The organism is Kitasatospora sp. NBC_01246, from assembly GCF_036226505.1.
Lineage (GTDB): Bacteria > Actinomycetota > Actinomycetes > Streptomycetales > Streptomycetaceae > Kitasatospora.
Genome location: NZ_CP108484.1, coordinates 4,157,543 through 4,176,705, shown reverse-complemented (window position 1 = coordinate 4,176,705; position 19,163 = coordinate 4,157,543). Strand labels below are relative to the sequence as shown.

The window sequence follows — 19,163 nt, the reverse complement described above, 5'->3', positions numbered from 1 at the left end:
GGGTGCCGGCCCGCTCGGGCGGGCCCCGGCCGCGGTGCCCGGCCCCGGTCCGGGCGGGCGTGGCGGGGGCCCCTGTGGTCGGGCGGGGTGTGAGGACTGGTTACCGTGGGGGGTGTGTACCGGTTCCTCCTCACTCCGCGCTGGCTGAGCGGCACCGCGCTGGCCGTCGCGGCCGTGGCGGTGTGCGTCTGGCTCGGCTCCTGGCAGCTCGGCCGGTTCGAGGACAAGGTCTCCTCGCACCAGGAGATCAGCAAGGCGGTGGACGACGCCGGCACGGCCGCGCCGCTCGGCGAACTGCTCGGCCCCGACCGGCCGCAGGTCACCACCGACACCGTCGGCCGGGCCGTGACGGTGTCCGGGACCTTCGACCAGGAACACCAGCTGCTCGTGCCCAACCGGGTGCTGGACGGCAAGCAGGGCTACTACGTGCTCACCCCGCTGCGCACCGACGACGGCCGGATCGTCGCGGTGGTTCGCGGCTGGGCGCCGGGCACGCCCGCCGAGGACGCGGCCGCCACGGCGCTGCCGCCGGCCGGCGAGGTCACGGTGGCCGGGCGGTTGCAGGCCGGCGAGAGCAGCGGCAGCGGCGGCGCCGTGGCCGGCGGGCTCCCGACCGGACAGCTCGGCACGATCAACAAGGCCTCGCTCGTCAACAAGCTCTCCTACGACGGCTGGTACGACGGCTGGGTGTCCTCGGACACCGTGCCGGCGGGGCTGACCCCGGTGCCGACCGTGCAGCCGCAGGGCGGCGACGGCCTCAGCCTCCGGGCGTTCCAGAACCTCGGGTACACCCTGGAGTGGTTCGTCTTCGGCGGCTTCGTCGTCTTCATGTGGTTCCGCCTGGTGCGACGCGAGGCGGAGGCCGAGCAGGACCGGGCCCTCGGGCTGGACCCGGTCCTGGAGTAGCCCCGGCCGGGGTGCGAGCGGCCGCCCGGGGCGGGTTCGGCGCTCCGGACGCCGGGCTCAGCCCTCCGGACCCAGCTCGCCGGACGCGGGGCTGAGCGCTCCGGACGCCGGGCTCAGCGTGAGGGCTTCGCCGGCGGGACGGCCGGCTTGGACGGCAGAACGGGCGCCGTCGGCACGGCCGGCGTCGGGTGCGGGGTCGCCGCGGGCGGGGACCAGGGTGTGCCGGACGGGGTCGAGGACGGCGAGACCGTCGGGGGCGGGTTGCCGCACCGGCTGCCGCCGCTCCCGCTCCCGCTGCCGCTGTCGTCGTCCGAGTCGTAGTGGTCGGTGTGGTGGCGGGTGCTGCGCCCGCTCTTGGAGCTCTTCGACCCCTTGGACCCGGACGACTTCGACCCGGACGACTTGGACGAGGCGAGCACGACCGCCCCGTCACCGGCGTCGGCCCGCGTGACGTCCGTGACGTCCGCACCTGACGCACCTGACGCACCTGACGCACCTGACGCACCTGAGGCACCCGATGCACCTGACACGCCCACCGCGACGTCGGCCGCGCGGAAGACCGCCCGGACGGCCGGGCCCCCCGCCGCCCCGGCCGCGGCCGTCGTCGCGGTGGCCGTCGCCGTGGCGGTCGCCGTCGGCCGGCTGGACGGCGGCAGCGGCGGCGGGCAGGCCGCGTCGCTGCCGTCCTGACCCGAGCAGCCGGTGAGCGCGAGCGCCCCGGCCACCCCCACCCCCATGAGCGTCAGCCGACGTCTCACCCCTTGCCCCCGTCGCTCGGCTCGCCCTGACCCGCCCCGGCGCTCCCCGCGCCCAGGTGCCGCCGGACGAAGTCGATCTCCAGCCGCAGCTGCTTGATCCGCTCCTCCACCACCAGCGAGCCGTGCCCGGCGTCGTACCGGTAGACCTCGTGCGGCCGGCCCAGCTGCTCCAGCCGCTCCACGTAGTTCTCGATCTGCCGGATCGGGCAGCGCGGGTCGTTCACCCCGGCGCTGATGTAGACCGGCACCCGGACCCGCTCGACGTAGGTCAGCGGCGAGGAGGCGGTCCAGCGCTCGGGCACCTCGGTCGGTGTGCCGCCGAAGAGCGTGCGGTCCAAGGACTTCAGCGCCTCCATCTCGTCGTCGTACGCCGTCAGGTAGTCGGCGACCGGGACGGCGGCGACGCCGAGGGTCCAGTTCTCCGGCTGCACGCCGAGGCCGAGCAGGGTGAGGTAGCCGCCCCACGAGCCGCCGGTGAGCACCAGCCGCTCCGGGTCGGCGAGCCCGCTCGCGACCGCCCAGGCGCGGACGGCGGCGATGTCCTCCAGCTCGATCAGGCCGACCCGCTCGTGCAGCGCGTCCGTCCAGGCCTGGCCGTAGCCGGTGGAGCCGCGGTAGTTGACCCGGACCACCGCGAAGCCGTGGTCCAGCCAGGCGGCCGGGCCGGCGGCGAAGGAGTCGCTGTCGTGGTGGGTCGGCCCGCCGTGGACGTCGAAGACGGTCGGGAACGGGCCGTCGCCGACCGGGCGCTGGACCAGCGCGTGCACCCGGCCGCCCGGGCCGTCCACCCAGACGTCCTCGACCGGTACCGAGCCCGGCGGCACCGGGCCCGGCGCCCGCAGGACGACCGTGCCGGCGGTGGACCGGACGGCGGACGGCTCGGCGGCGGAGGACCAGAGGAACTCCACCGTGCCGTCCGGGCGGGCGGTCGCGCCGCCGACGGTGCCGCGCGGGGTCTCCAGCCGGGTCAGTACCCCGGTGTCGAGGGCGTACGAGAACAGCTCGCTGCGTGCCTCGTACTCGTGCTCGACCAGCAGCGCGCGGGCGTCGGGGCGCCACTGGGCGGAGACGTCGCCGGGCAGCTCGCGGCCCTGCTCGTCGCGGAGCGCCAGCGCGGTCTCGGCCCCCGTGGCCACGTCCCAGATCATCGGCTCCCAGCGGCCGGTGCGCTGGTGGGCGACCAGCAGCCGGGTGTCGCCGTCGACCGGTGCGAAGCCGAGGCAGGCGATGCCGCGCGGCTCCGGGTGCCCGGTGACCTCGTCCAGCTCGGCGACGGTCGCGCCGTCGGCGAGCCGGACGACCCGCAGCGCCGAGTGCATCGCGTCGCCGTGCTCGGTGTGGTCGATGGCGAGCAGCGTGCTGTCGTAGCTGAGGTCGCCGATGCCGCCGTACTCCTCGTGGCGGTAGATCTCCACCGCCTCGGCCGCGCCCGGGCGGCGCAGGTGGAGGGTGGTGCCGTGCTCGTCGGTGGAGCGGCCGACCACCACCGTGCCGTCCCGGCCGAGGGCGAGGCCCGCGGAGTAGGAGGCGGCCAGGCCGGGCACGGCCTCCTCGTCGGGAGAGCCGGCGCCGTCCTCCGGGCGGCCGGCGAACGGCTGGCGGCGCCAGATCCCGAACTCGTCGCCGTCGTTGTCGTCGAACCACCAGATCCACGCGCCGTCGGGCGACAGCTCGGCGTCGGTGGTGCCGTTCGGCCGGTCGGTGACCTGCCGGTGGGTGTCGGTGGCGCGGTCCCAGGCGTACACCTCGTAGGTACCGGTCGCGTTGGACACGTACAGCGACCGGTCGGGGGCGTCCTCCGCCCAGTCCGGGAGGGAAACCCTGGCTGCCCTGAACCGCTGCTCCCACGCCGGTACGGCGCTCTTCTCCTCGCTCATCCACCCATCCAACCCGATCGGGGGGAGTGAACGGAACGGGCGGGTGGACCGGGACCGGTCCACCCGCCCTGCCGCGCTCCCCTCAGGGCGTCCGGCGGGGCAGCAGCTGCACCAGGCCCACCAGCAGCAACTCCAGCACCGCCAGCGCGGCGACGCTGCGCTCCAGGGCGGTGACCGGGTCGCCGGCGCCGTAGTGGACGATCCCGATCAGCGCGATCCCGAGCGCCCCGGCGACCTGCTGCACGGTGGCCAACAGCCCCGCGGCCGACCCGACCAGCCGGGGCTCGACCGAGGCCAGCACGACGCTGGTCACCGGAGCTATCACCAGCCCCATCCCGAGACCGTCCACGAACAGGCCCGGCGCCAGCCACCAGACGCCGCCGGTCGTCCCACCGGCGTGGACGGCGAGGCCGAGCAGGCCCAGCCCGCCGGCCATCAGCAGCCCGCCGAGCGCGATCGCCTGGCGGCCGAGGCGGGCGGCGACGCGGTGCGCCGTGGTGGAGGTGAGCAGGTAGCCGGCGCCGATCGCGGTGAAGACCAGGCCGGAGCCGAGGGCGTCCAGGCCGCGGCCCTGCTGCAGGTGCAGGGCGAGCACCAGGAAGAACGACGCCTGGCCGAGCCAGAAGGCGAGTTGGGCGAGCAGCCCGGCGGCGAAGGCCCGGCTCCGGAAGAGACCGGTGTCGACCAGCGGCGTCCCGGTGTGCCGGTGCTGGTGGACGGCGAAGCCGGCGAGCAGGGCGAGGGCGGCGCCCAGGCAGAGCCAGGTCCAGAGCGGCCAGCCGGCCTCGCGGCCCTGGATCAGCGGCAGCACCAGGCCGGTCAGCGCGACGGTGACGAGCAGGACGCCCACCGGGTCCAGCCCGGGGCGGTGCGGGGCGCGGGACTCCGGCAAGCAGCGGCGGACCAGGCCCAGCGCGACCAGGCCGACCGGCAGGTTGAGCAGGAAGCAGCTGCGCCAGTCCAGGCCGAAGAGGTCCGCGCGGATCAGCGCGCCGCCGATCAGCTGGCCGAACACCGCGCCCACGCCCATCGTCAGCCCGTACATCGCGAACGCCCGGGCCTGCGCCGCACCGCTGAACGCGGTGCGCAGGATGGCCAGCACCTGCGGGCCCATCAGCGCCGCCGCCAGCCCCTGCGCGATCCGGGCGCCGACCAGGGCGGCGGCGGTCGGGGCCAGGCCGCAGCCGGCCGAGGCGAGCGTGAACAGGGCCAGGCCGAGGGCGAACACCCGGCGCCGCCCGTAGCGGTCGCCCAGCCGGCCGGCGGTGATCAGCCCGGCGGCCAGCGCCAGGGCGAAACCGGCGATCACCCACTGGACGGCGGCTGGGCCGGCGCCCAGGTCGGCCTGGACGGACGGGACGGCGACGTTCACCACGAAGACGTCGAGGGCGGTCATGAAGGTGGCGGTCAGGACGACCGGCAGCAGGCCCCGGGTGGCGGGCGCCGCGGCCCCGGCCGCAGCCCCGGCCGTGACCGTGACCGGGCTCGTGGGCAGGGCGGTGCGGGTGGGCGGGGCGGTGCTCGTAAGCAGGGCGGTGCGGGTGGGCGGGGCGGTGCTCGTAAGCAGGTCGGTACGCGTGGGCGGGGCGGTGCTCATCGCGGGCTCTCCTCGGCGGAGTCGGGAGCGGTTTCGGGAGCGGGGCGGGGGTCGGGCGTGGGTGCGCACGGGGTCGGCCGGGCGAGGGGGCGGGTGCGTCGCCCGCCCCCGTTGCCTCCTCCGGCGGCTCAGGCGCCCGGGACGCGGTCCAGGAAGCCGTACACCGAGGCGATCCGGCCGTTCGGACCGGCGACCAGCACGTCGAACCCGACCACCAGCGCCTCCCCGCCCGCCGGTCCGAGGTTCCAGGTGAACCGGGCGATGTCGTGGTGCGCGTCGACCGGACCGAGGGTGAACTCCAGGCCGGGGAACTGCGCCTGGGCCGCGCCGATCAGGGCGTCGACGCCGTCCCGGCCGGTGACGGCGGCCAGCGGGTCGGTGTAGCTGCCGTCCTCGGCCCACGCCTCGTCGACCAGCTTGCGGCGGGCGGCCGGGTCGGTCTCGTTCCAGGCGGCGAGGTAGCGCTCGGCGAGCCGGTGGAGGTCGGTCACCTGAATGTCGTTCATCGTCTTCTCCCGTGTCCTGCTGGGTGGTTCGGCGGGTCGTTCCCGCTGCTCATGAAGGTACGGACGACGCCCGGTCGGCGAATCCGTCACGGATGGGTAGGGGAGCGGGCGCACCGCCGGGGCCGTAGGTAGGCCACGCCAGTAGGGTCGGAGGATGGGGATGCTCTACGGGCGGGAACAGGAGCAGGCCGTCGTCGACGCGCTGCTCGACGGCGCGAAGGCGGGCCGCAGCGGGGTGCTGGTGCTGCGCGGCGAGCCGGGGATCGGCAAGACCGCGCTGCTGGAGTACGCGGTGGCGGCGGGCGGCGGCGCGTTCCGGGTGATCCGGGCGACCGGCGTCGAGTACGAGGCCGAACTCCCTTTCGCCGGGCTCAGTCTGCTGCTCGCCTCCGGGCTGGACCGGCTCGCCGCCCTGCCTGGCCCGCAACGGCGTTCCCTGGAGGGCGCGTTCGGCCTGGGGGACGCCGCCGCACCGGCGCAGCCGGGCGGCGACCGGCTGCTCACCGGTCTCGCGACGCTCGGCCTGCTCGCCGAACTCGCCTCCGACCAGCCCCTGTTGTGTGTCGTCGACGATGTGCAGTGGCTGGACCGGGCCTCGCTGGACGCCCTGCTGCTCGCCGCCCGCAGGCTCCAGGCGGAGGGCGTCGCCCTCCTGCTCGCCACCCGGGACGCGGGCGCCTCCGGCACCTCCGGCGACGGTCTGCCGCCGACCGGCCTGCCCGAACTCCGGCTGGCCGGGCTCGCCGAGCCCGCCGCCGCCCTGCTGCTCGACTCCCGCACCGCGTCGGCGCTGACCGGCGACGTCCGCCGCAGGATGCTCGCCGAGTCCGCGGGCAACCCGCTGGCGCTCACCGAACTGCCCGTCCCGGTCGAGGGATCCGCCGCCGACCGGGCGGGGGCGGCCTCCGGCGGGCTGGCGCTCACCAGCCGTCTGCAGATCGCCTTCCACGGCCAGGTCACCGGTCTGCCGCCGGCCACCCAGACCCTGCTGCTGGTCGCCGCCGCCGAGGAGAACGGTGACCTCGACGTCGTGCTGGCGGCCGCGGCCGCCCTCGGCGTGGGCGCCGACCACCTCGCCCCCGCCGAGGAGGCGGGCCTGGTCGCCCTGGGCGCCGACCGCCGCCTCGCGTTCCGGCACCCGCTGCTGCGCGCCGCAATCCTGCAACGCGCGCCGACACAACAGCGTCTGACGGTCCACCGGGCCATCGGCGGAGCCCTGGAGAACGGCGACCGCCGGACCTGGCACCTGGCCCTCGCCGCCACCGCGCCCGACGCCGACCTCGCCGACGCCCTGGAGCGCACCGCCGTCAGCGCGGAGACCAGGGGCGCGCACGGCGGCGCCGCCGCCGCGTACGAGCGCGCCGCCCGGCTCACCCCCGACCGCGACGGCGCCACCCGGCGCCTGGTGCTGGCGGCCGAGGCCGCCACCGAGGAGGGCAAGCTGGCACAGGCCGAGGCGCTCGCCGAGCAGGCCGGAGTCCGGACGGACAGCGTCTTCGCGCACGCCCTGCTGGACCAGGTCCGGGCCACCGCGCACTTCTGGCGCGGCTCCTACCCGGCGGCCTACCGGCTGCTGCTGGACGCGGCCGGTACGGACATCGAGGCGCCGCACGCCGCCCGGATGCTGCTCCAGGCCTTCCACGCGGCCTGGTACGCCGGCGAGGAGCCGGTGGTCGCCGTGCTCGACCGGCTCGCCGCGCTCCCGCTGGCGGAGGGGGATCCGCTCACCCCGCTCGCCCGCCACCTGTCGGCGGCCGTCCTGCCCGCGCTGGGCCGCCCGGCCCCGCCGCTGCCGGCCGCCCGCGACACCGCGGCGGCGGCCCGTCGGGCGGGCGCCGAGACGCCGAGCGACCTGGTCCAGCTCTGCGGGGTGACGCTGGTCCTCGGCCGGGACGCCGAAACGGTGGAACTCGGCGCCGAACTCGTCGCCGAGGCCCGGGCCAAGGGCACCGTCGGGGTGCTGCCCACGCTGCAGTTCTTCCTCGCCGAGGCGGAGCTGTTCCACGGGCGGCACCGCGACGCCGAGGTCACCGCCACCGAGGCCCTGGCCCTGGCCCGGGACACCGGCCAGCACCAGTGGGTCAGCCAACTCAGCGCCCTGCTCGGCTTCCTGGCCGCGCTGCGCGGCGCGGAGCAGGAGTGCGCCGCGCTCACCGCGACCGCGCGGACGGCGACGGCGCTCACCCATACCAACACCGGGACGGGGCCCGGCGGCGGCGAACCCGCGCCCGCGCCCGGGGAGCCCTGGGCCCAGTGGGCGCTCGCCCTGCTCGACCTCGGCCGGGGCCGCGCCGCCGACGCCGCCGAGCGCCTCCAGGCGCTCACCACCGGCCCCTACCGCCACCACGTGGGCGCCACCCGGGCCGTCCCCGACCTGGTCGAGGCCGCCGTCCGGCTGGGCACCCCGGAGCGGGCCGCCGAACCGTACGAGCGCTTCGCCCGCTGGGCCGGCGCCACCGCCGTGCCGTGGGCCGAGGCGCTGCGGCTGCGCTGCCAGGCACTGCTCGGGCCGGACGAACTCGCCGAGTCCGCCTACCGCGCGGCCCTCGACCTCCACGACGGCACCCATCGCCCCTTCGAGCAGGCCCGCACCGCGCTGCTCTACGGCGAGTGGCTGCGCCGCGAACGCCGACGCACGGACGCCCGCCCGCACCTGCGCGCCGCCCTGGAGACCTTCGAACTGCTCGCCGCCCACCCGTGGGCCGACCGCGCCCGCACCGAACTCACCGCCACCGGAGCCGGCGCCCCGGCCCCCGCCGACGCCCCGGTGGGGCCCCTGGCCACCCTCACCCCGCAGGAACTGCAGATCGTCCGGCTGGCGGCGCGGGGGCTCACCAACCGCGACATCGCGGCCCAGCTCTTCCTCAGCCCGCGCACGGTCGGCCACCACCTCTACAAGGCCTACCCCAAGCTCGGCGTCACCGCCCGCACCGACCTCCCGGACCTCCTCTGACGCTGCCCCCACGGGCCGGCGACGGCCGACGTGCCGGCAACTCGTCGGCGCTGCCGCTCCCGGCTCGGCAACGCGGAGCCGGTGGGGATCTTCCGCCCCAGCAGCCGGACCTTCGCGCTGAGCAACGCGTACGCGGGGCAGGCGGATTCGGTGTTCCGGATCCTCGGCTGACGGATCGGCGCAGGCGCGAACGGTGGGCCGGGCGACCGGGACGGAGAGCGGTGCCCGTCCCGGCCACCCGGTCCTCTCCGCTGTCCGGCCGCCAACCCCCCCATGGGTCCGACGGTTCGTCAAATCATGCGTGGTGCAGCGGAGTCGGTGACTCGCTCCGCGCCCGACCGGGTGTTCCCTTCGGCGTTACAATCACCGTCGGTGGGCGATGCGCGGCCGCGCGTTCGGAGGGTCACATGCGGATCGGTGAACTGTCGGCGCAGACCGGGGTCAGCGTCCGCCTGCTGCGGTACTACGAGGAGCAGGGTCTGCTGGAGAGCAGCCGGCGCGACGGCGGCCACCGCCGGTACGGCGCCGACGCGCCGGGGGTCGTGCGCCGGATCCGGGCCCTGCTGGGCGCGGGGCTCTCGACCAGTGCCATCCGCGATGTGCTGCCCTGTGTGAGCGGTGAGAACACGGTGGACTCGTGCGTGCTGGAGGTGCTCGAAGACCGGCTGGCGGCGCTCGACCGGCAGTTGCTGGTCCTCGGGGCGAGCCGGGCCGCCCTGGCGGGCATGGTCGCGGCGGCCCGGGAGGCGGAGGCCGCGGCGCTGGTGGCGTAGGGCGCCGGCGCTCCCGGGGCCGGCCCGCTGCCGCGCGGGCGGCCGGCCCCGGGTGGGCGGCGGTCGGGCGGGGGTCAGGCGGAGGTGCGGAACACCTCGCGAGTCGGCGTCCCGGTCAGGTCCGGCCGGTCGTGGCCGAGCGCGTACGCGGCCGAGATCATCGTCATGTGGTGGTGCCAGCCGAGGTAGGAACGGCCCGAGAAGTCCAGCAGGCCGAAGTCGGCGCCCAGCCGGTCCACGGCGTCCCGGGTGGTCGCTACGGTGCCGAGCAGGGCGAGCACGGCGGGAGCGTCCTCGCTGAGGTTGGTCAGCCAGTACCGCCGGTCCCTGCCGCCGCGGGCGTCCTGCACCCAGAGCCGGTGGACGGGCGCGCCCTGGACGCCGGGCGTCAGGACCGGGACGCAGCGCAGCGTCGGCTGCGGGGTGCCGGGCGTGCGCGGCCGCTGGCGCGGGAGGAGCGACTCGACCGGCACGGCGTCCTGCTGGATCCGGCCGAACCGCCCGGTGGTGGCCTGTAGGACGGGGCGGACGGCCTGGTGCGGCCGGGCCTCCAGCAGGTACGGGACGCCCCGGCGGGCGAGCGCCGACATCAGCGGCGGCAGGTCGTCGACCACCGTGAGGTCCGCGACCAGCGGGGCGACGGGGAGGTGGGCGGCCAGCCGGTCGACCATGTCGAGCACCGTCCGGTCGGCCGGACGCGGGGTGACGGAGTCCGGGATCCGGGCGCGGACCCGGCGGTCCCGGTCCTCCGTCCAGTCGGCGTCGAGCAGCAGCGACCAGTCGACCGGTACGGCGTGCCGGTCGGTGGCGATGAACATCCCGGCCGCGGCCTGGCACTTGATGGTGCGGCCGAACTCCGGGACGAAGCGGCGGTGGACGCCGACCGCCTGGTCGCCCCGCTTGGGGATGACCGCCAGGGTGGCCGTCCAGGCCCGTACCGGGCGCGGGCCGGTGGCGGTGAGGCGAGCCAGGGTGCGGCGGGCCGGCCGCCAGTCCCACGGGCTGCCGTTGATGAACTGCTGCAGCGAGAGCGCGGCGGTCCGGCTCGTGGTCAGGCTGGTGGCCATGTTCGACAACGACTTGCGGCCCGGTGCGGCGAGCAGGCCGCGTAGATAGGCGTGGGCCCAGCGGCGTTGGTCTATCCGGGGCAGGTGGGCGAAGACCTGCTCGGCGAACCGGGAGACCGATGCTTCGCCGGCCGGCGGCAGGTGTTGCGCGTCCATGTGAGCTCCCCGGGATCGTGAGGTGCCGTGAGTGCCGTCCCGGGAAGAATAGCGAACGATCGCTTTGTTTTGGGGGTCGAGGTGAGCGCTGGCACGATTCTGACAAGTTCGTATGCCGGGGTGTGTGCGCCCCGGCGCACACCTGCCATCGCAGGGCGCGGAGCATGGGGGTGCGCTGCTCCTGCGCCGGTACCGCGCCGGTACCGCGCTGGTGTCCAGCCCGGCCGCGGGGCGCATACGGAGGGACGGCGTCAGGCCGAGGGGCCGGCCAGCGTGCGGTGCCAGAGCCTGCGGAGCCGCTGCCGGAGCTCGTCCCCGGTGGGGGCGGTCGCCCCGCCCACCGGCACGACGCCGCGCCGCAGGGCCTCCGAGCCCACCACGAGGCAGTGCACCAGGATTTCGAGGTCCTGCGCATCGGCGGCCGCCGCCGGGGCCATCCGGTCCCCGGGACCCTGCCCGTGGGGGGTGCGCTGTGCTGCGGGGCGCTGTCCGTCGGGGTCGCCCTGTGCTGCGAGGCCCTGTGTTGCGGGGCCCTGTGCTGCGGGGCCCTGGGCTGCGAGGTCGTGCTGTGCCGCAGAGTCCTGCGGCCCGGGGCCGTTCGACCCGTCGGCCCGAAGTCCGGGGACGCCCGGCCGGTGCCGCGTCAGGTGCCCTCGCAGGACGGGGATCCAGCTGGCGTACCAGTTGTCGGCCGAGCCGGGCTGCTCCCAGGCCAGTCTGGCCGCCGCGCTGACGCTGGGCTCGTCCTGGAGCAGCCGGGTGAGCACGTCGGTCAGCCGCGCCACCTCGCCGGTGCCGCAGCCCGACGGGGCGCTGTCGGCCCCGCCGGGGCTGTCGCGGGCCGGAGGGCCGCCGTCCGTTCTCGCGACACCCGCCGGGGCCCCGTCCTCCGCCGTTATGCCGCCCTCCGCCGGGCCCCCGAGGGCGGCCCGGGTGAGCTCGACGGCGTCCGCGCGGACGGCGTCCGCCAGGCTGGCCTTGGTGGGGAAGTGGAAGGTCAGCGCGCCCATCGTGACCCCGGCCGCCCGGCTGACCCGGGAGAGCGAGGTGCCGGCATAGCCGTGCTGGTCGAACTCGCCCGCGGCGGCCCGCAGCAGGGCCCGTCGGGTGTGCTGGGCGCGTTCCTGTTTCATCGCCCACCGCCGTCGGGGAGGGCTGCTCTGGCGCACCGGCCGAGCGTCGGCACCGGCTCCACGGCCTGGAGCGGGGGACTGACGAACCGCATGAGCGGGAGTGGCTCCTTCGAGCAGACGGAGCGGGGCGGGCGGAAGGCCGGGACCCCTGCGTCGGTCCGAGCCGATCCGACGGAGTCCCGACGCTACGCGGAGCGGGCCGCATACACACCGCTCGGCCGTCATCCGCTTGCAGCTTTGGCAACTCCCTCGGAACTCCGTTCGGTGGCCGTGGCGTCCGTCCGCGCGAGGTGGTCCCGGTACCAGGGCGCGGCCGCGGCGAGCCGGTGCAGCGGTCCCGGCCCGGGATCGGTGCCGGTCGACCGCCAGATCTCCGTGCTGCGGTACCAGTGGTCCTGGGCCAGCAGCGCGAACTGCCGCTCGCTGAACACCCCGGGCACCCGCCGCAGTTCGGCCAGGCAGCGCTCCCAGGGCCAGTCCTGACCGGGGGTCGGCGGCAGTACCCCGTGCTCGGCCAGGGCGTCCAACAGGGCGCCGCTGCGGACGGGTTCGGGGTGGCCGGCGTGGTGGACCCCGCTCGGTGGCCGTTCCGGCCCGAGCGCCAGCCCGGCGACTAGCCGGGCCAGGTCCTCCACCGCGACCAGCGAGAGCAGGGCCGCGCCGCCGTCCCACCGGGCCGGCACCCGCCGGGTGAGTTCGGCCAGGCAGGGCACGACCCAGCGGTCCCCGGCACCCAGCACCAGCGGCGCGCGCAGCACCACCGCGCCGGCGTCGAGCGCCGCGCGCTCCCCGATCAGTCTGGTCCGGCTGGCCGCCGAGACGGGCGCCGGCGTCACCCCGTCCACGTCGATGCCCCGGTGCGGGCCGGGGCCGTACACGGCGGTGGTGGAGAGGTGGAGGATCCGCCCCACGCCCGCCCGGGCGGCCTCCGCGAGCAGCGCCCGGGTGCCGAGCACGTTGACCGCCGCGCAGGCGTCCTCGTCACCGGAGACGGCGGCGGCGAGGTGGACCAGGACGTCGGCGCCGTCGGCCGCGCCGCGCAGGGTCGCCGGGTCGGTGAGGTCCGCCGCGACCCGGACCGTCCCGGGCGGCGCGGCGGAGCGGGCGACGGCCCGGATCACGCCGGTCTCCGGCCGGGCGCGCAGCGCGGCGAGCACCGCGGAGCCGATGAAGCCGCCGGCCCCGGTCAGCAGGATGCGCGTCACGCCCGGTGCCCGCGCTCCGCGAGGACGCCCCGCAGGGTCTTCACGACCGGCGCGGTCGCGATCCCGGGCAGCAGGTACCACCAGAGCCGGGCGATCCGCTCCGGCAGGTCGGCGCGGTTGCTGCGCAGGTGGGACATGACCTGGGTGCCGGTGTAGGCCCCGACCAGGACCTGGGAGAACTCCGCCGAGTCGACGTCGGGCAGCAGCTCACCGGCCTTGCGGGCCTCCTCCAGCTCGGCGCAGAACTGCTCGGCCCACATCTCGTACGGCCGGACGTCCCGCAGGCCGAGCTGGCCCTGCTCGACGGCGAGCGTGACGCCCGCGCGCAGCAGCACGTTCTCCCGCAGCTCGTCGGCCAGGTACAGGTTGAGGTCGAGGAGCTGACGCAGACCGGCCGGCCGGTCCGGCAGTTCCAGGTCGGCGGCCTGCTCGTCCATCACCGCCTTGGCCAGTTCCTCCTTCGACCGGAAGTGGAAGTACATTGCGCCTTGGGTGGTGCCCGCCTGTGTGATGATCTTATTGACGCTTGAGCCGCTGAAACCGTACTCGTCGAAGACCTGTGCGGCGGCCCTCAGGATCGTCCCGCGGGTGCGTACGGCTCGGTCCTGCTTCGCTCGCGTCACAGTGGCTCCAAACTCCTCGACAAACAAAAAGAACGACCTCTACGTTATTTGCAGCGGGGCCCGGCGTACACAACGGAGGCTCCACCAACCACGCCAGTGGCCATTCTGGGGGAGTGCACACATGTATCGCACAGACCACGGCAGCACCATGACTGCTGCGACCACCGTGCCCAAGGAACTCGTCCACAAGCGCGCGGCCGAAGAAGTGCTGCTGACCGGCTGGGAGGCCACCGGTCCGGACGCCTACCGGGTGACCGCCCGCTGGCCCCGCGATCGCGCCGACAGCGGGCTCTACGACCCGATGCTGCTGGTCGAGACGGTCCGGCAGAGCTTCCCGCTGCTCTCCCACGCCGCCTTCGACGTCCCGCTCGGGCACCACCTCGTCTGGGACCGGTTCAGCTTCGCACTGGTCCCCGAGCTGCTCCTGGCCGACCGCCCCGCCGAGCGGGACGGCGACGAGGTCCAGCTGGACGTGGTCTGCCAGGACGTGGTCCGCCGCGGCAACCGGGTCTGCGCCCTCACCCTCTCCTACATGGTGAGCCGGGCCGGCGAGCCGCTCGCCACCGCCCAGACCCGCTTCACCGTCCAGGCCCCCGCCATCTACCGGCGGCTGCGCGGGGACCACGCCGACGCCGCCACGGCGATGGCACGCGCCGTGCCGCCCGGGCCCCCGATACGCACCGCGAGACCCGATGCCACCACCTCGCAGGACGTCGCCCTCTCCGCCACCGACCACGCCCGGCGCTGGCAGCTGCGGGTCGACACCTCCCACCCGGTGTACTTCGACCACCCCGTCGACCACGCGCCCGGCGCCCTGCTCCTCGACGCCTGCCGCCAGGCCGCCCAGGCCCTCTGCTCCCCGGCCCCCGTCCTGGCGGTCGCCATGGAGTGCGTCTTCACCAGCTACGTCGAACTCGACGAGCCCTGCCTGGTCGAGGCCGCCCGCCTGGCCCGCGACCCGGCCGGCCGCGACCGCATCGGCGTGACCCTCCACCAGGGCCCCGACGGCGCCACCTCCTGCTCCACCGTCGTCACCGTCGTCCCCCACCCCGACGCCCCCACCCACTGACCCGCGCGGCCGGCGCCGTCGAGCAGATCACCACCGCCACGGAGAACGAACGGGCCCACCCGGCCCCGCACCCACGGCGACGATCCACTCGACGGCCACCCCGTCCGTGGCGCACGTCACGGGAGTCCCGCCCTCGATTCCACTCCTGAGGGCGGGTCAGCCACCGCCCACCGGGAGTCGCCCCGGCCGGCGGCCTCTCCAGCCCCCGGAAAAAGCAGTCAGGGCCGGTGACCCTTACGGGTCACCGGCCCTGAGCTGGTGTTACTGGGTCGGGGTGGCGGGATTTGAACCCACGGCCTCTTCGTCCCGAAGCAACCTGGATACCAGTCTGACCTGGGGCCGGGCTGCCGCTGACCTGTGCACACAGGCTCCAGGCATCCGTGATTGTCCGCCGGAGTCCGGGGCCGTTGTAGCGCAGTTAGACACTCAGGGCAGCGCGCCTACTCGGCCGGCGTGACGGAGACTGCTCGCCACCGGACATGCCTGGACCGGGGCTGACCTAGCATCACGACACGACCACGACCACGAAGGGTCTGAAGGGCACTGATTACTTGATGCTGCGCAAGACCCGTAGCCTGCTCGATCTCGGAGCGCGCTACGTCCGCAGTCCCCATCGCATCCAGGACTCTCTGTTGGAGGTCGGAGATCGGCGCATCAATCATAATCGCGTTCTCGATGGAGCTGGCGCTCGACGGTTCCCTACTGATCAGGTCGAGCTCGTCCATTTGAGGTTCATCATCGTCTGTACGCAGCTTATAGGTGGCCCCGCCGCGAGTGCCGAGCTGAACGATGATCTCCCTGTCAACTAGCTCCTTGAGCTCGCGGCTTGCCACTCGGCTGTCTTGGATTCCAGTGGCGGCCCTGTAGGAGCTATTGGTCATGGTTGCACCGTTGCGCATCATCACTAGTGCCGTCATCTGGGACCGCGTCAGTGGATTGCCGTCGAGTTCTTGCAGCCAGGCAAGTGCTTCCTCGTCCAGCAGGGTGTGATTCGGAAACTCTGCTGTGAAGGAGGCGACGTCATCGATGAAGTTCGGCTGTTCCATCCATGCAGCTGCTAGCGCAATGCGCATCCTTGCGATCCCGCTGCCGCGATTTTCGCAAACCATGTGGCCATCACCATAGGGCGTATCTTCGAGGATCTTGAGCAGAGCCTTGTTGCGAGAAGAAGAGATCGTGCTAGTTCCGAGCGAGCTGACCTCTACCGGGCCATAAAGCCCGCCGGGGTTCCTGATGACTAGTCGATCTGGATACATCTCGACCTGAACCTGCATGCCACGTGAATGCTCGGAGTAGTCCCGGTGGACCAGTGCATTCACCAGGGCCTCCCTGAGGACCTCCTCCGGATACTCCCATTCATCGACCCGGTAGATTCCCGTGACGATGCTTCGGCGCTTCATATTGCGCTTCAAGACCCGGATGCACTCCGTTACCATCAAGGGGATCGGACCGTCGATAGATCGATTTTCGGTGAACCTTTCTCCGGCTGGCCCCGGAATGCCGGGGTCATTCGCGGGGTAGGAAACGAAAGTCAGATCCAATTGTGGCTCGTGGGTTTGCGGGTAGTCGGCAAACGTAAGTAGTCCCGCGAGCGTCGGGACGACATTTCCATCATGGCGAGTTAGGACATTGAGCATCGTTAGCGCGCGCTCGTCGTCGACTCTCCTGAAGATGTCTCCTTTTGTCTCACGGATTCTTCGAAGATAGCTGGCGATGAGATCCGCATTGAGATCGTCGGGGGATGCGTCAATAACGGGAGAAACGTCATGGCGCGGCTCGCTGCGATTCGATAGCAGTACCGAGACCTCGTAGTCGGTAAACTTGCGATCTCCGTCAGCTACTCGGATTCTGGATCCTGCATACGGGCCAAGATTCTTCTTGTGGCAAGGGCGCTGCTCGCGCGGAATTGCAGGGATATAACTGGTGACTACCGATTTCCCATCGACCTGGACGGTGACAATCTCGGCGCGAATTGGGGGTTCGAGCTCGGAGCAGATTCCACCCAGCTGTGCTTCGATTGTGGAAGGGTCGTTGACGCCAACAATTCTGAAGTCGTTCTTTTCATCTACGCCGAGAATCACCCAGCCGCCCTGGGCGTTTGCTAGCGCGCTGATGCTCTCCCACATCGTCACGGGCATTCCGCCCTGGGACTTCTTTACCTCGCACGTGCTGTGGTCTCCGCCGAGCTGGCGAAGATCATCTAGCAGGGCGTGGAGTTCCGCCGAGTCCATCTGAAGCTCCCTGCTCGCGTCCGTCTTGCAGCTACAGAGTCTATCTGTAGTTGTCTGTAGTCATCTGTAGTCATGATGCACTGCGTGAGGAGCTGGCGGGCGGCTCATGGGGATCCCTGGCCGGCTGAGCCTGTTCACTCGGGCGGCGGAGCGGTTTTGGCCGGTGTCCTGTCTGGTCTGGGGTCGAGCATGATCGGGGGGCCGTAAGCTGTTGCGACTCGGTCAGGGCTTTTGGGCCTGACCGCAATTTGGCCGAGTGGCCCCCCGGTCTTGCTCGACGAGGGTCCCGGTCCTGGCAGGTGGGTAAAACCGTGGAGCCGCCCGTCATCAGCCACGGCCGGTAGTGGCCTGCACCCCATCCCCTCCGGTCCGACGCCTGGCGCGGCCGGCCGCCGCCCGCCCCGGGCGAAGACAGGGGGCGGGGCGAGCGGCAAGGCCAGCGCCTCGGCGCGCTGCGCGCGCCCTTGAACCCGTAGAGAAGGTTTTTACGCACCCCTCGATCCGTCCGGCTTCGCCCAACTCCGCTGGAGTGTCAGCCGGGTCAGCTCGCCCGCGGCAAGTCGATGAGTGCCCGGCCGTCGTGCGTGCGGACGTGCGGCGCTGCTTCGCCCTGGAGAGCGTCGAGCAAGCGGACGGCGTAGACCTCACCCATCCGGTCGGTGACCTCCTCCGGGGTCAGCCATGCCACCGCCGTCGACTCGTCGGAGAGCTGCTCGCTTCCGCCCTCGGGGTGGCACCGGAAGACCAGGGCGACGACGCCCCGGTTCACGTTCTTGTACACGCCGGTGAGCCGTTCCACCGAGACCTTGATGCCGGTCTCCTCGTACACCTCGCGGCGCACGCCGTCCTCGACCGTCTCCGAGAGTTCCAGCACGCCGCCGGGCGGCTCCCAGGTGCCGTTGTCGGCGCGGCGGATGGCCAGCACTCGGCCGTCCTCGCGCACGACCGCGCCGGCCACCGACACGGAGTGGAGCGGCGTTGACGGCTGAAGTGGGGTGTTGGTACTCATGTACAGGAGAATAGGAGACCTTTCATCCCCATGGCGAGTGGCGAGGCCGCATCGACGGCGAAGGCGAAGTACCAGCAGATCGCGGACGACCTGGCGTCCCAGATCCGATCCGGGGTCCTGCCTCCCGGCGCGGCGATCCCCAGCGAAGCCGAACTCATGGAGCGGTACGGCGTGGCCTCCGGCACCGTCCGCAAGGCAGTCGCGGAGCTGCGGACGACACAGCTGATCGAGACCCACCACGGCCGCGGCTCCTTCGTCCGGTCACGGCCCCCGGTGCAGCGGAAGTCCTCGGACCGGTTCCGCCGAGCCCACCGGCTCGCCGGCAAGGCGGCGTACCTGGCCGAAGCCGAGCAGTCCGGCGGCAAGCCGTCCGTGAACGTGCTCTTCGTCGGCCCCGTAGACGCTCCTGCAGAAATCGCGGAGCGTCTGAATGTCCCCGCCGGGTCCAAGGTGTTGGCCCGCAAGCGGCGGTACTTCCGCGACGGAACGCCGACCGAGGAGGCGACGTCCTACCTCCCCTGGGATGTGGTCAAGGACATCCCGGAGACCTTCGCCGAGAACCCCGGCGGCGGTGGGATCTACGCCCGTCTGGAGGAGCACGGTCACACCCTGGCCGAGTTCGTTGAGACGGTCCGCGCTCGGCTTGCTACAAAGGCCGAGACGGCCGCGCTCGCCCTGAGCCCGGGTTCCCCGGTGATCCATCTCGTCCGGGACGCGATCACGGATGCCGGCCGCGTGGTGGAAGTCTGCGACACGATCATGGCCGCTGACCAGTTCGTTCTGGACTACCGCTTCGCCGCCCGCGACTGACGCTCGCTCAACTTCCTCAGCCCGCCGCAAGATTCCTTCTCGCGGCGGGTTGACTCATGTACAGGAGTCAGGCACTCTTCTATCCATCAGCTCATGTACATGAGTGCATGAGCTTAGCTCCGCTAGAGGAGATTCACTGTGGCCGTGTTCAAGATCGACCTCTCGACCGCCTTCGTGTTCGTGGTGGTCCCGCCGTCCCCGAAGCTGGTGAACAAGCAGACCGGCGAGATCGCGACGGACCGCGAGACGGGGGCTCGGCTGCTGACCGTGGGCCTGACGGTCGCCGACGAGGGCGAAGCCAACCTCTACACCGTGACCGTGCCGGCGACCGGTATCTCGGACGGCCTGGCCGTGGGCATGCCGGTGGCGGTGACCGGGCTCAAGGCTCGTGACTGGGAGAACGAGTTCAACGGTCAGAAGCGGCACGGCATCTCGTTCCGCGCCGCGGCCATCACGTCCCTCGTGCCGGCCGCGACGAAGGGCTGAGTGC

The 19,163-nt window shown here is 73.2% G+C and carries 16 protein-coding genes; 6 read left to right on the top strand and 10 right to left on the bottom strand.

Features of this window, described 5'->3' with window-relative positions; all coding sequences use genetic code 11:
* The first annotated feature begins 114 nt into the window (after nt 1-114).
* Complete coding sequence (locus OG618_RS18375) at nt 115-906, top strand: SURF1 family protein (RefSeq protein ID WP_329488601.1); 792 nt, start codon at nt 115-117, stop codon at nt 904-906.
* A gap of 113 nt (nt 907-1,019) precedes the next feature.
* On the opposite strand, the gene OG618_RS18370 is transcribed toward OG618_RS18375, so the two are convergent.
* The 4 genes from OG618_RS18370 to OG618_RS18355 all read right to left on the bottom strand — a co-directional run bounded on the left by OG618_RS18370 (nt 1,020) and on the right by OG618_RS18355 (nt 5,644).
* A complete protein-coding gene (locus OG618_RS18370) occupies nt 1,020-1,664 on the bottom strand; it encodes a hypothetical protein (RefSeq protein WP_329488599.1) in 645 nt (214 codons plus the stop codon).
* A complete protein-coding gene (locus OG618_RS18365) occupies nt 1,661-3,541 on the bottom strand; it encodes a S9 family peptidase (RefSeq protein WP_329488598.1) in 1,881 nt (626 codons plus the stop codon). Before OG618_RS18365 ends, OG618_RS18370 begins: the two co-directional genes overlap by 4 nt.
* An 82-nt stretch (nt 3,542-3,623) precedes the next feature.
* Nucleotides 3,624-5,138 (bottom strand): MFS transporter, encoded by a 1,515-nt coding sequence (locus OG618_RS18360; protein WP_329488597.1) that lies wholly within the window; start codon nt 5,136-5,138, stop codon nt 3,624-3,626.
* A gap of 128 nt (nt 5,139-5,266) precedes the next feature.
* Nucleotides 5,267-5,644, bottom strand: a complete 378-nt coding sequence (locus OG618_RS18355; protein ID WP_329488596.1) for a nuclear transport factor 2 family protein — start codon at nt 5,642-5,644, stop codon at nt 5,267-5,269.
* Nucleotides 5,645-5,798: 154 nt separating this feature from the next.
* On the opposite strand from OG618_RS18355, the gene OG618_RS18350 reads away from it, so the two are divergent.
* Together OG618_RS18350 and OG618_RS18345 are read left to right on the top strand one after the other, a co-directional pair.
* Nucleotides 5,799-8,597, top strand: coding sequence for a helix-turn-helix transcriptional regulator (locus tag OG618_RS18350; RefSeq protein ID WP_329488595.1), 2,799 nt, complete (start codon nt 5,799-5,801; stop codon nt 8,595-8,597).
* Between the two features lie 407 nt (nt 8,598-9,004).
* Complete coding sequence (locus tag OG618_RS18345; RefSeq protein ID WP_329488594.1) at nt 9,005-9,370, top strand: MerR family transcriptional regulator; 366 nt, start codon at nt 9,005-9,007, stop codon at nt 9,368-9,370.
* Nucleotides 9,371-9,444: 74 nt separating this feature from the next.
* Here OG618_RS18345 and OG618_RS18340 read toward each other — a convergent pair whose 3' ends face one another.
* The 4 genes from OG618_RS18340 to OG618_RS18325 all read right to left on the bottom strand — a co-directional run bounded on the left by OG618_RS18340 (nt 9,445) and on the right by OG618_RS18325 (nt 13,554).
* Nucleotides 9,445-10,593, bottom strand: coding sequence for an IS701 family transposase (locus OG618_RS18340; RefSeq protein ID WP_329488592.1), 1,149 nt, complete (start codon nt 10,591-10,593; stop codon nt 9,445-9,447).
* Nucleotides 10,594-10,844: 251 nt separating this feature from the next.
* Nucleotides 10,845-11,726, bottom strand: coding sequence for a TetR family transcriptional regulator (locus OG618_RS18335; RefSeq protein ID WP_329488591.1), 882 nt, complete (start codon nt 11,724-11,726; stop codon nt 10,845-10,847).
* 221 nt (nt 11,727-11,947) lie between these two features.
* Nucleotides 11,948-12,931, bottom strand: a complete 984-nt coding sequence (locus OG618_RS18330; RefSeq protein WP_329488590.1) for an NAD-dependent epimerase/dehydratase family protein — start codon at nt 12,929-12,931, stop codon at nt 11,948-11,950.
* On the bottom strand, nt 12,928-13,554 hold the full coding sequence (locus OG618_RS18325) for a ScbR family autoregulator-binding transcription factor (protein ID WP_329488588.1): 627 nt from the start codon (nt 13,552-13,554) through the stop codon (nt 12,928-12,930). Before OG618_RS18325 ends, OG618_RS18330 begins: the two co-directional genes overlap by 4 nt.
* Before the next feature lie 121 nt (nt 13,555-13,675).
* Here OG618_RS18325 and OG618_RS18320 point away from each other — a divergent pair, with 121 nt between their 5' ends.
* The gene (locus OG618_RS18320; RefSeq protein WP_329488587.1) at nt 13,676-14,623 is read left to right on the top strand and encodes a ScbA/BarX family gamma-butyrolactone biosynthesis protein; all 948 of its coding nucleotides are present in this window, start codon (nt 13,676-13,678) and stop codon (nt 14,621-14,623) included.
* Nucleotides 14,624-15,063: 440 nt separating this feature from the next.
* On the opposite strand, the gene OG618_RS18315 is transcribed toward OG618_RS18320, so the two are convergent.
* Nucleotides 15,064-16,854, bottom strand: coding sequence for an ATP-binding protein (locus OG618_RS18315; protein WP_329488586.1), 1,791 nt, complete (start codon nt 16,852-16,854; stop codon nt 15,064-15,066).
* A gap of 541 nt (nt 16,855-17,395) precedes the next feature.
* A complete protein-coding gene (locus OG618_RS18310; protein ID WP_329492162.1) occupies nt 17,396-17,875 on the bottom strand; it encodes an NUDIX hydrolase in 480 nt (159 codons plus the stop codon).
* Nucleotides 17,876-17,893: 18 nt separating this feature from the next.
* Between OG618_RS18310 and OG618_RS18305 the strand changes: the two genes are divergently transcribed.
* Complete coding sequence (locus OG618_RS18305; RefSeq protein ID WP_329488584.1) at nt 17,894-18,673, top strand: GntR family transcriptional regulator; 780 nt, start codon at nt 17,894-17,896, stop codon at nt 18,671-18,673.
* Between the two features lie 138 nt (nt 18,674-18,811).
* On the top strand, nt 18,812-19,159 hold the full coding sequence (locus OG618_RS18300; protein ID WP_329488583.1) for an SCO3933 family regulatory protein: 348 nt from the start codon (nt 18,812-18,814) through the stop codon (nt 19,157-19,159).
* Nucleotides 19,160-19,163: the final 4 nt, after the last annotated feature.

Bases quoted from the DNA above. Each gene is read 5' to 3' on its own strand.
- OG618_RS18340 (WP_329488592.1), bottom strand. From the start codon at position 10,593: ATGGACGCGCAACACCTGCCGCCGGCCGGCGAAGCATCGGTCTCCCGG.
- OG618_RS18365 (WP_329488598.1), bottom strand. From the start codon at position 3,541: ATGAGCGAGGAGAAGAGCGCCGTACCGGCGTGGGAGCAGCGGTTCAGG.
- OG618_RS18360 (WP_329488597.1), bottom strand. From the start codon at position 5,138: ATGAGCACCGCCCCGCCCACGCGTACCGACCTGCTTACGAGCACCGCC.
- OG618_RS18305 (WP_329488584.1), top strand. From the start codon at position 17,894: ATGGCGAGTGGCGAGGCCGCATCGACGGCGAAGGCGAAGTACCAGCAG.
- OG618_RS18355 (WP_329488596.1), bottom strand. From the start codon at position 5,644: ATGAACGACATTCAGGTGACCGACCTCCACCGGCTCGCCGAGCGCTAC.
- OG618_RS18335 (WP_329488591.1), bottom strand. From the start codon at position 11,726: ATGAAACAGGAACGCGCCCAGCACACCCGACGGGCCCTGCTGCGGGCC.
- OG618_RS18315 (WP_329488586.1), bottom strand. From the start codon at position 16,854: ATGGACTCGGCGGAACTCCACGCCCTGCTAGATGATCTTCGCCAGCTC.
- OG618_RS18320 (WP_329488587.1), top strand. From the start codon at position 13,676: ATGTATCGCACAGACCACGGCAGCACCATGACTGCTGCGACCACCGTG.
- OG618_RS18345 (WP_329488594.1), top strand. From the start codon at position 9,005: ATGCGGATCGGTGAACTGTCGGCGCAGACCGGGGTCAGCGTCCGCCTG.
- OG618_RS18350 (WP_329488595.1), top strand. From the start codon at position 5,799: ATGGGGATGCTCTACGGGCGGGAACAGGAGCAGGCCGTCGTCGACGCG.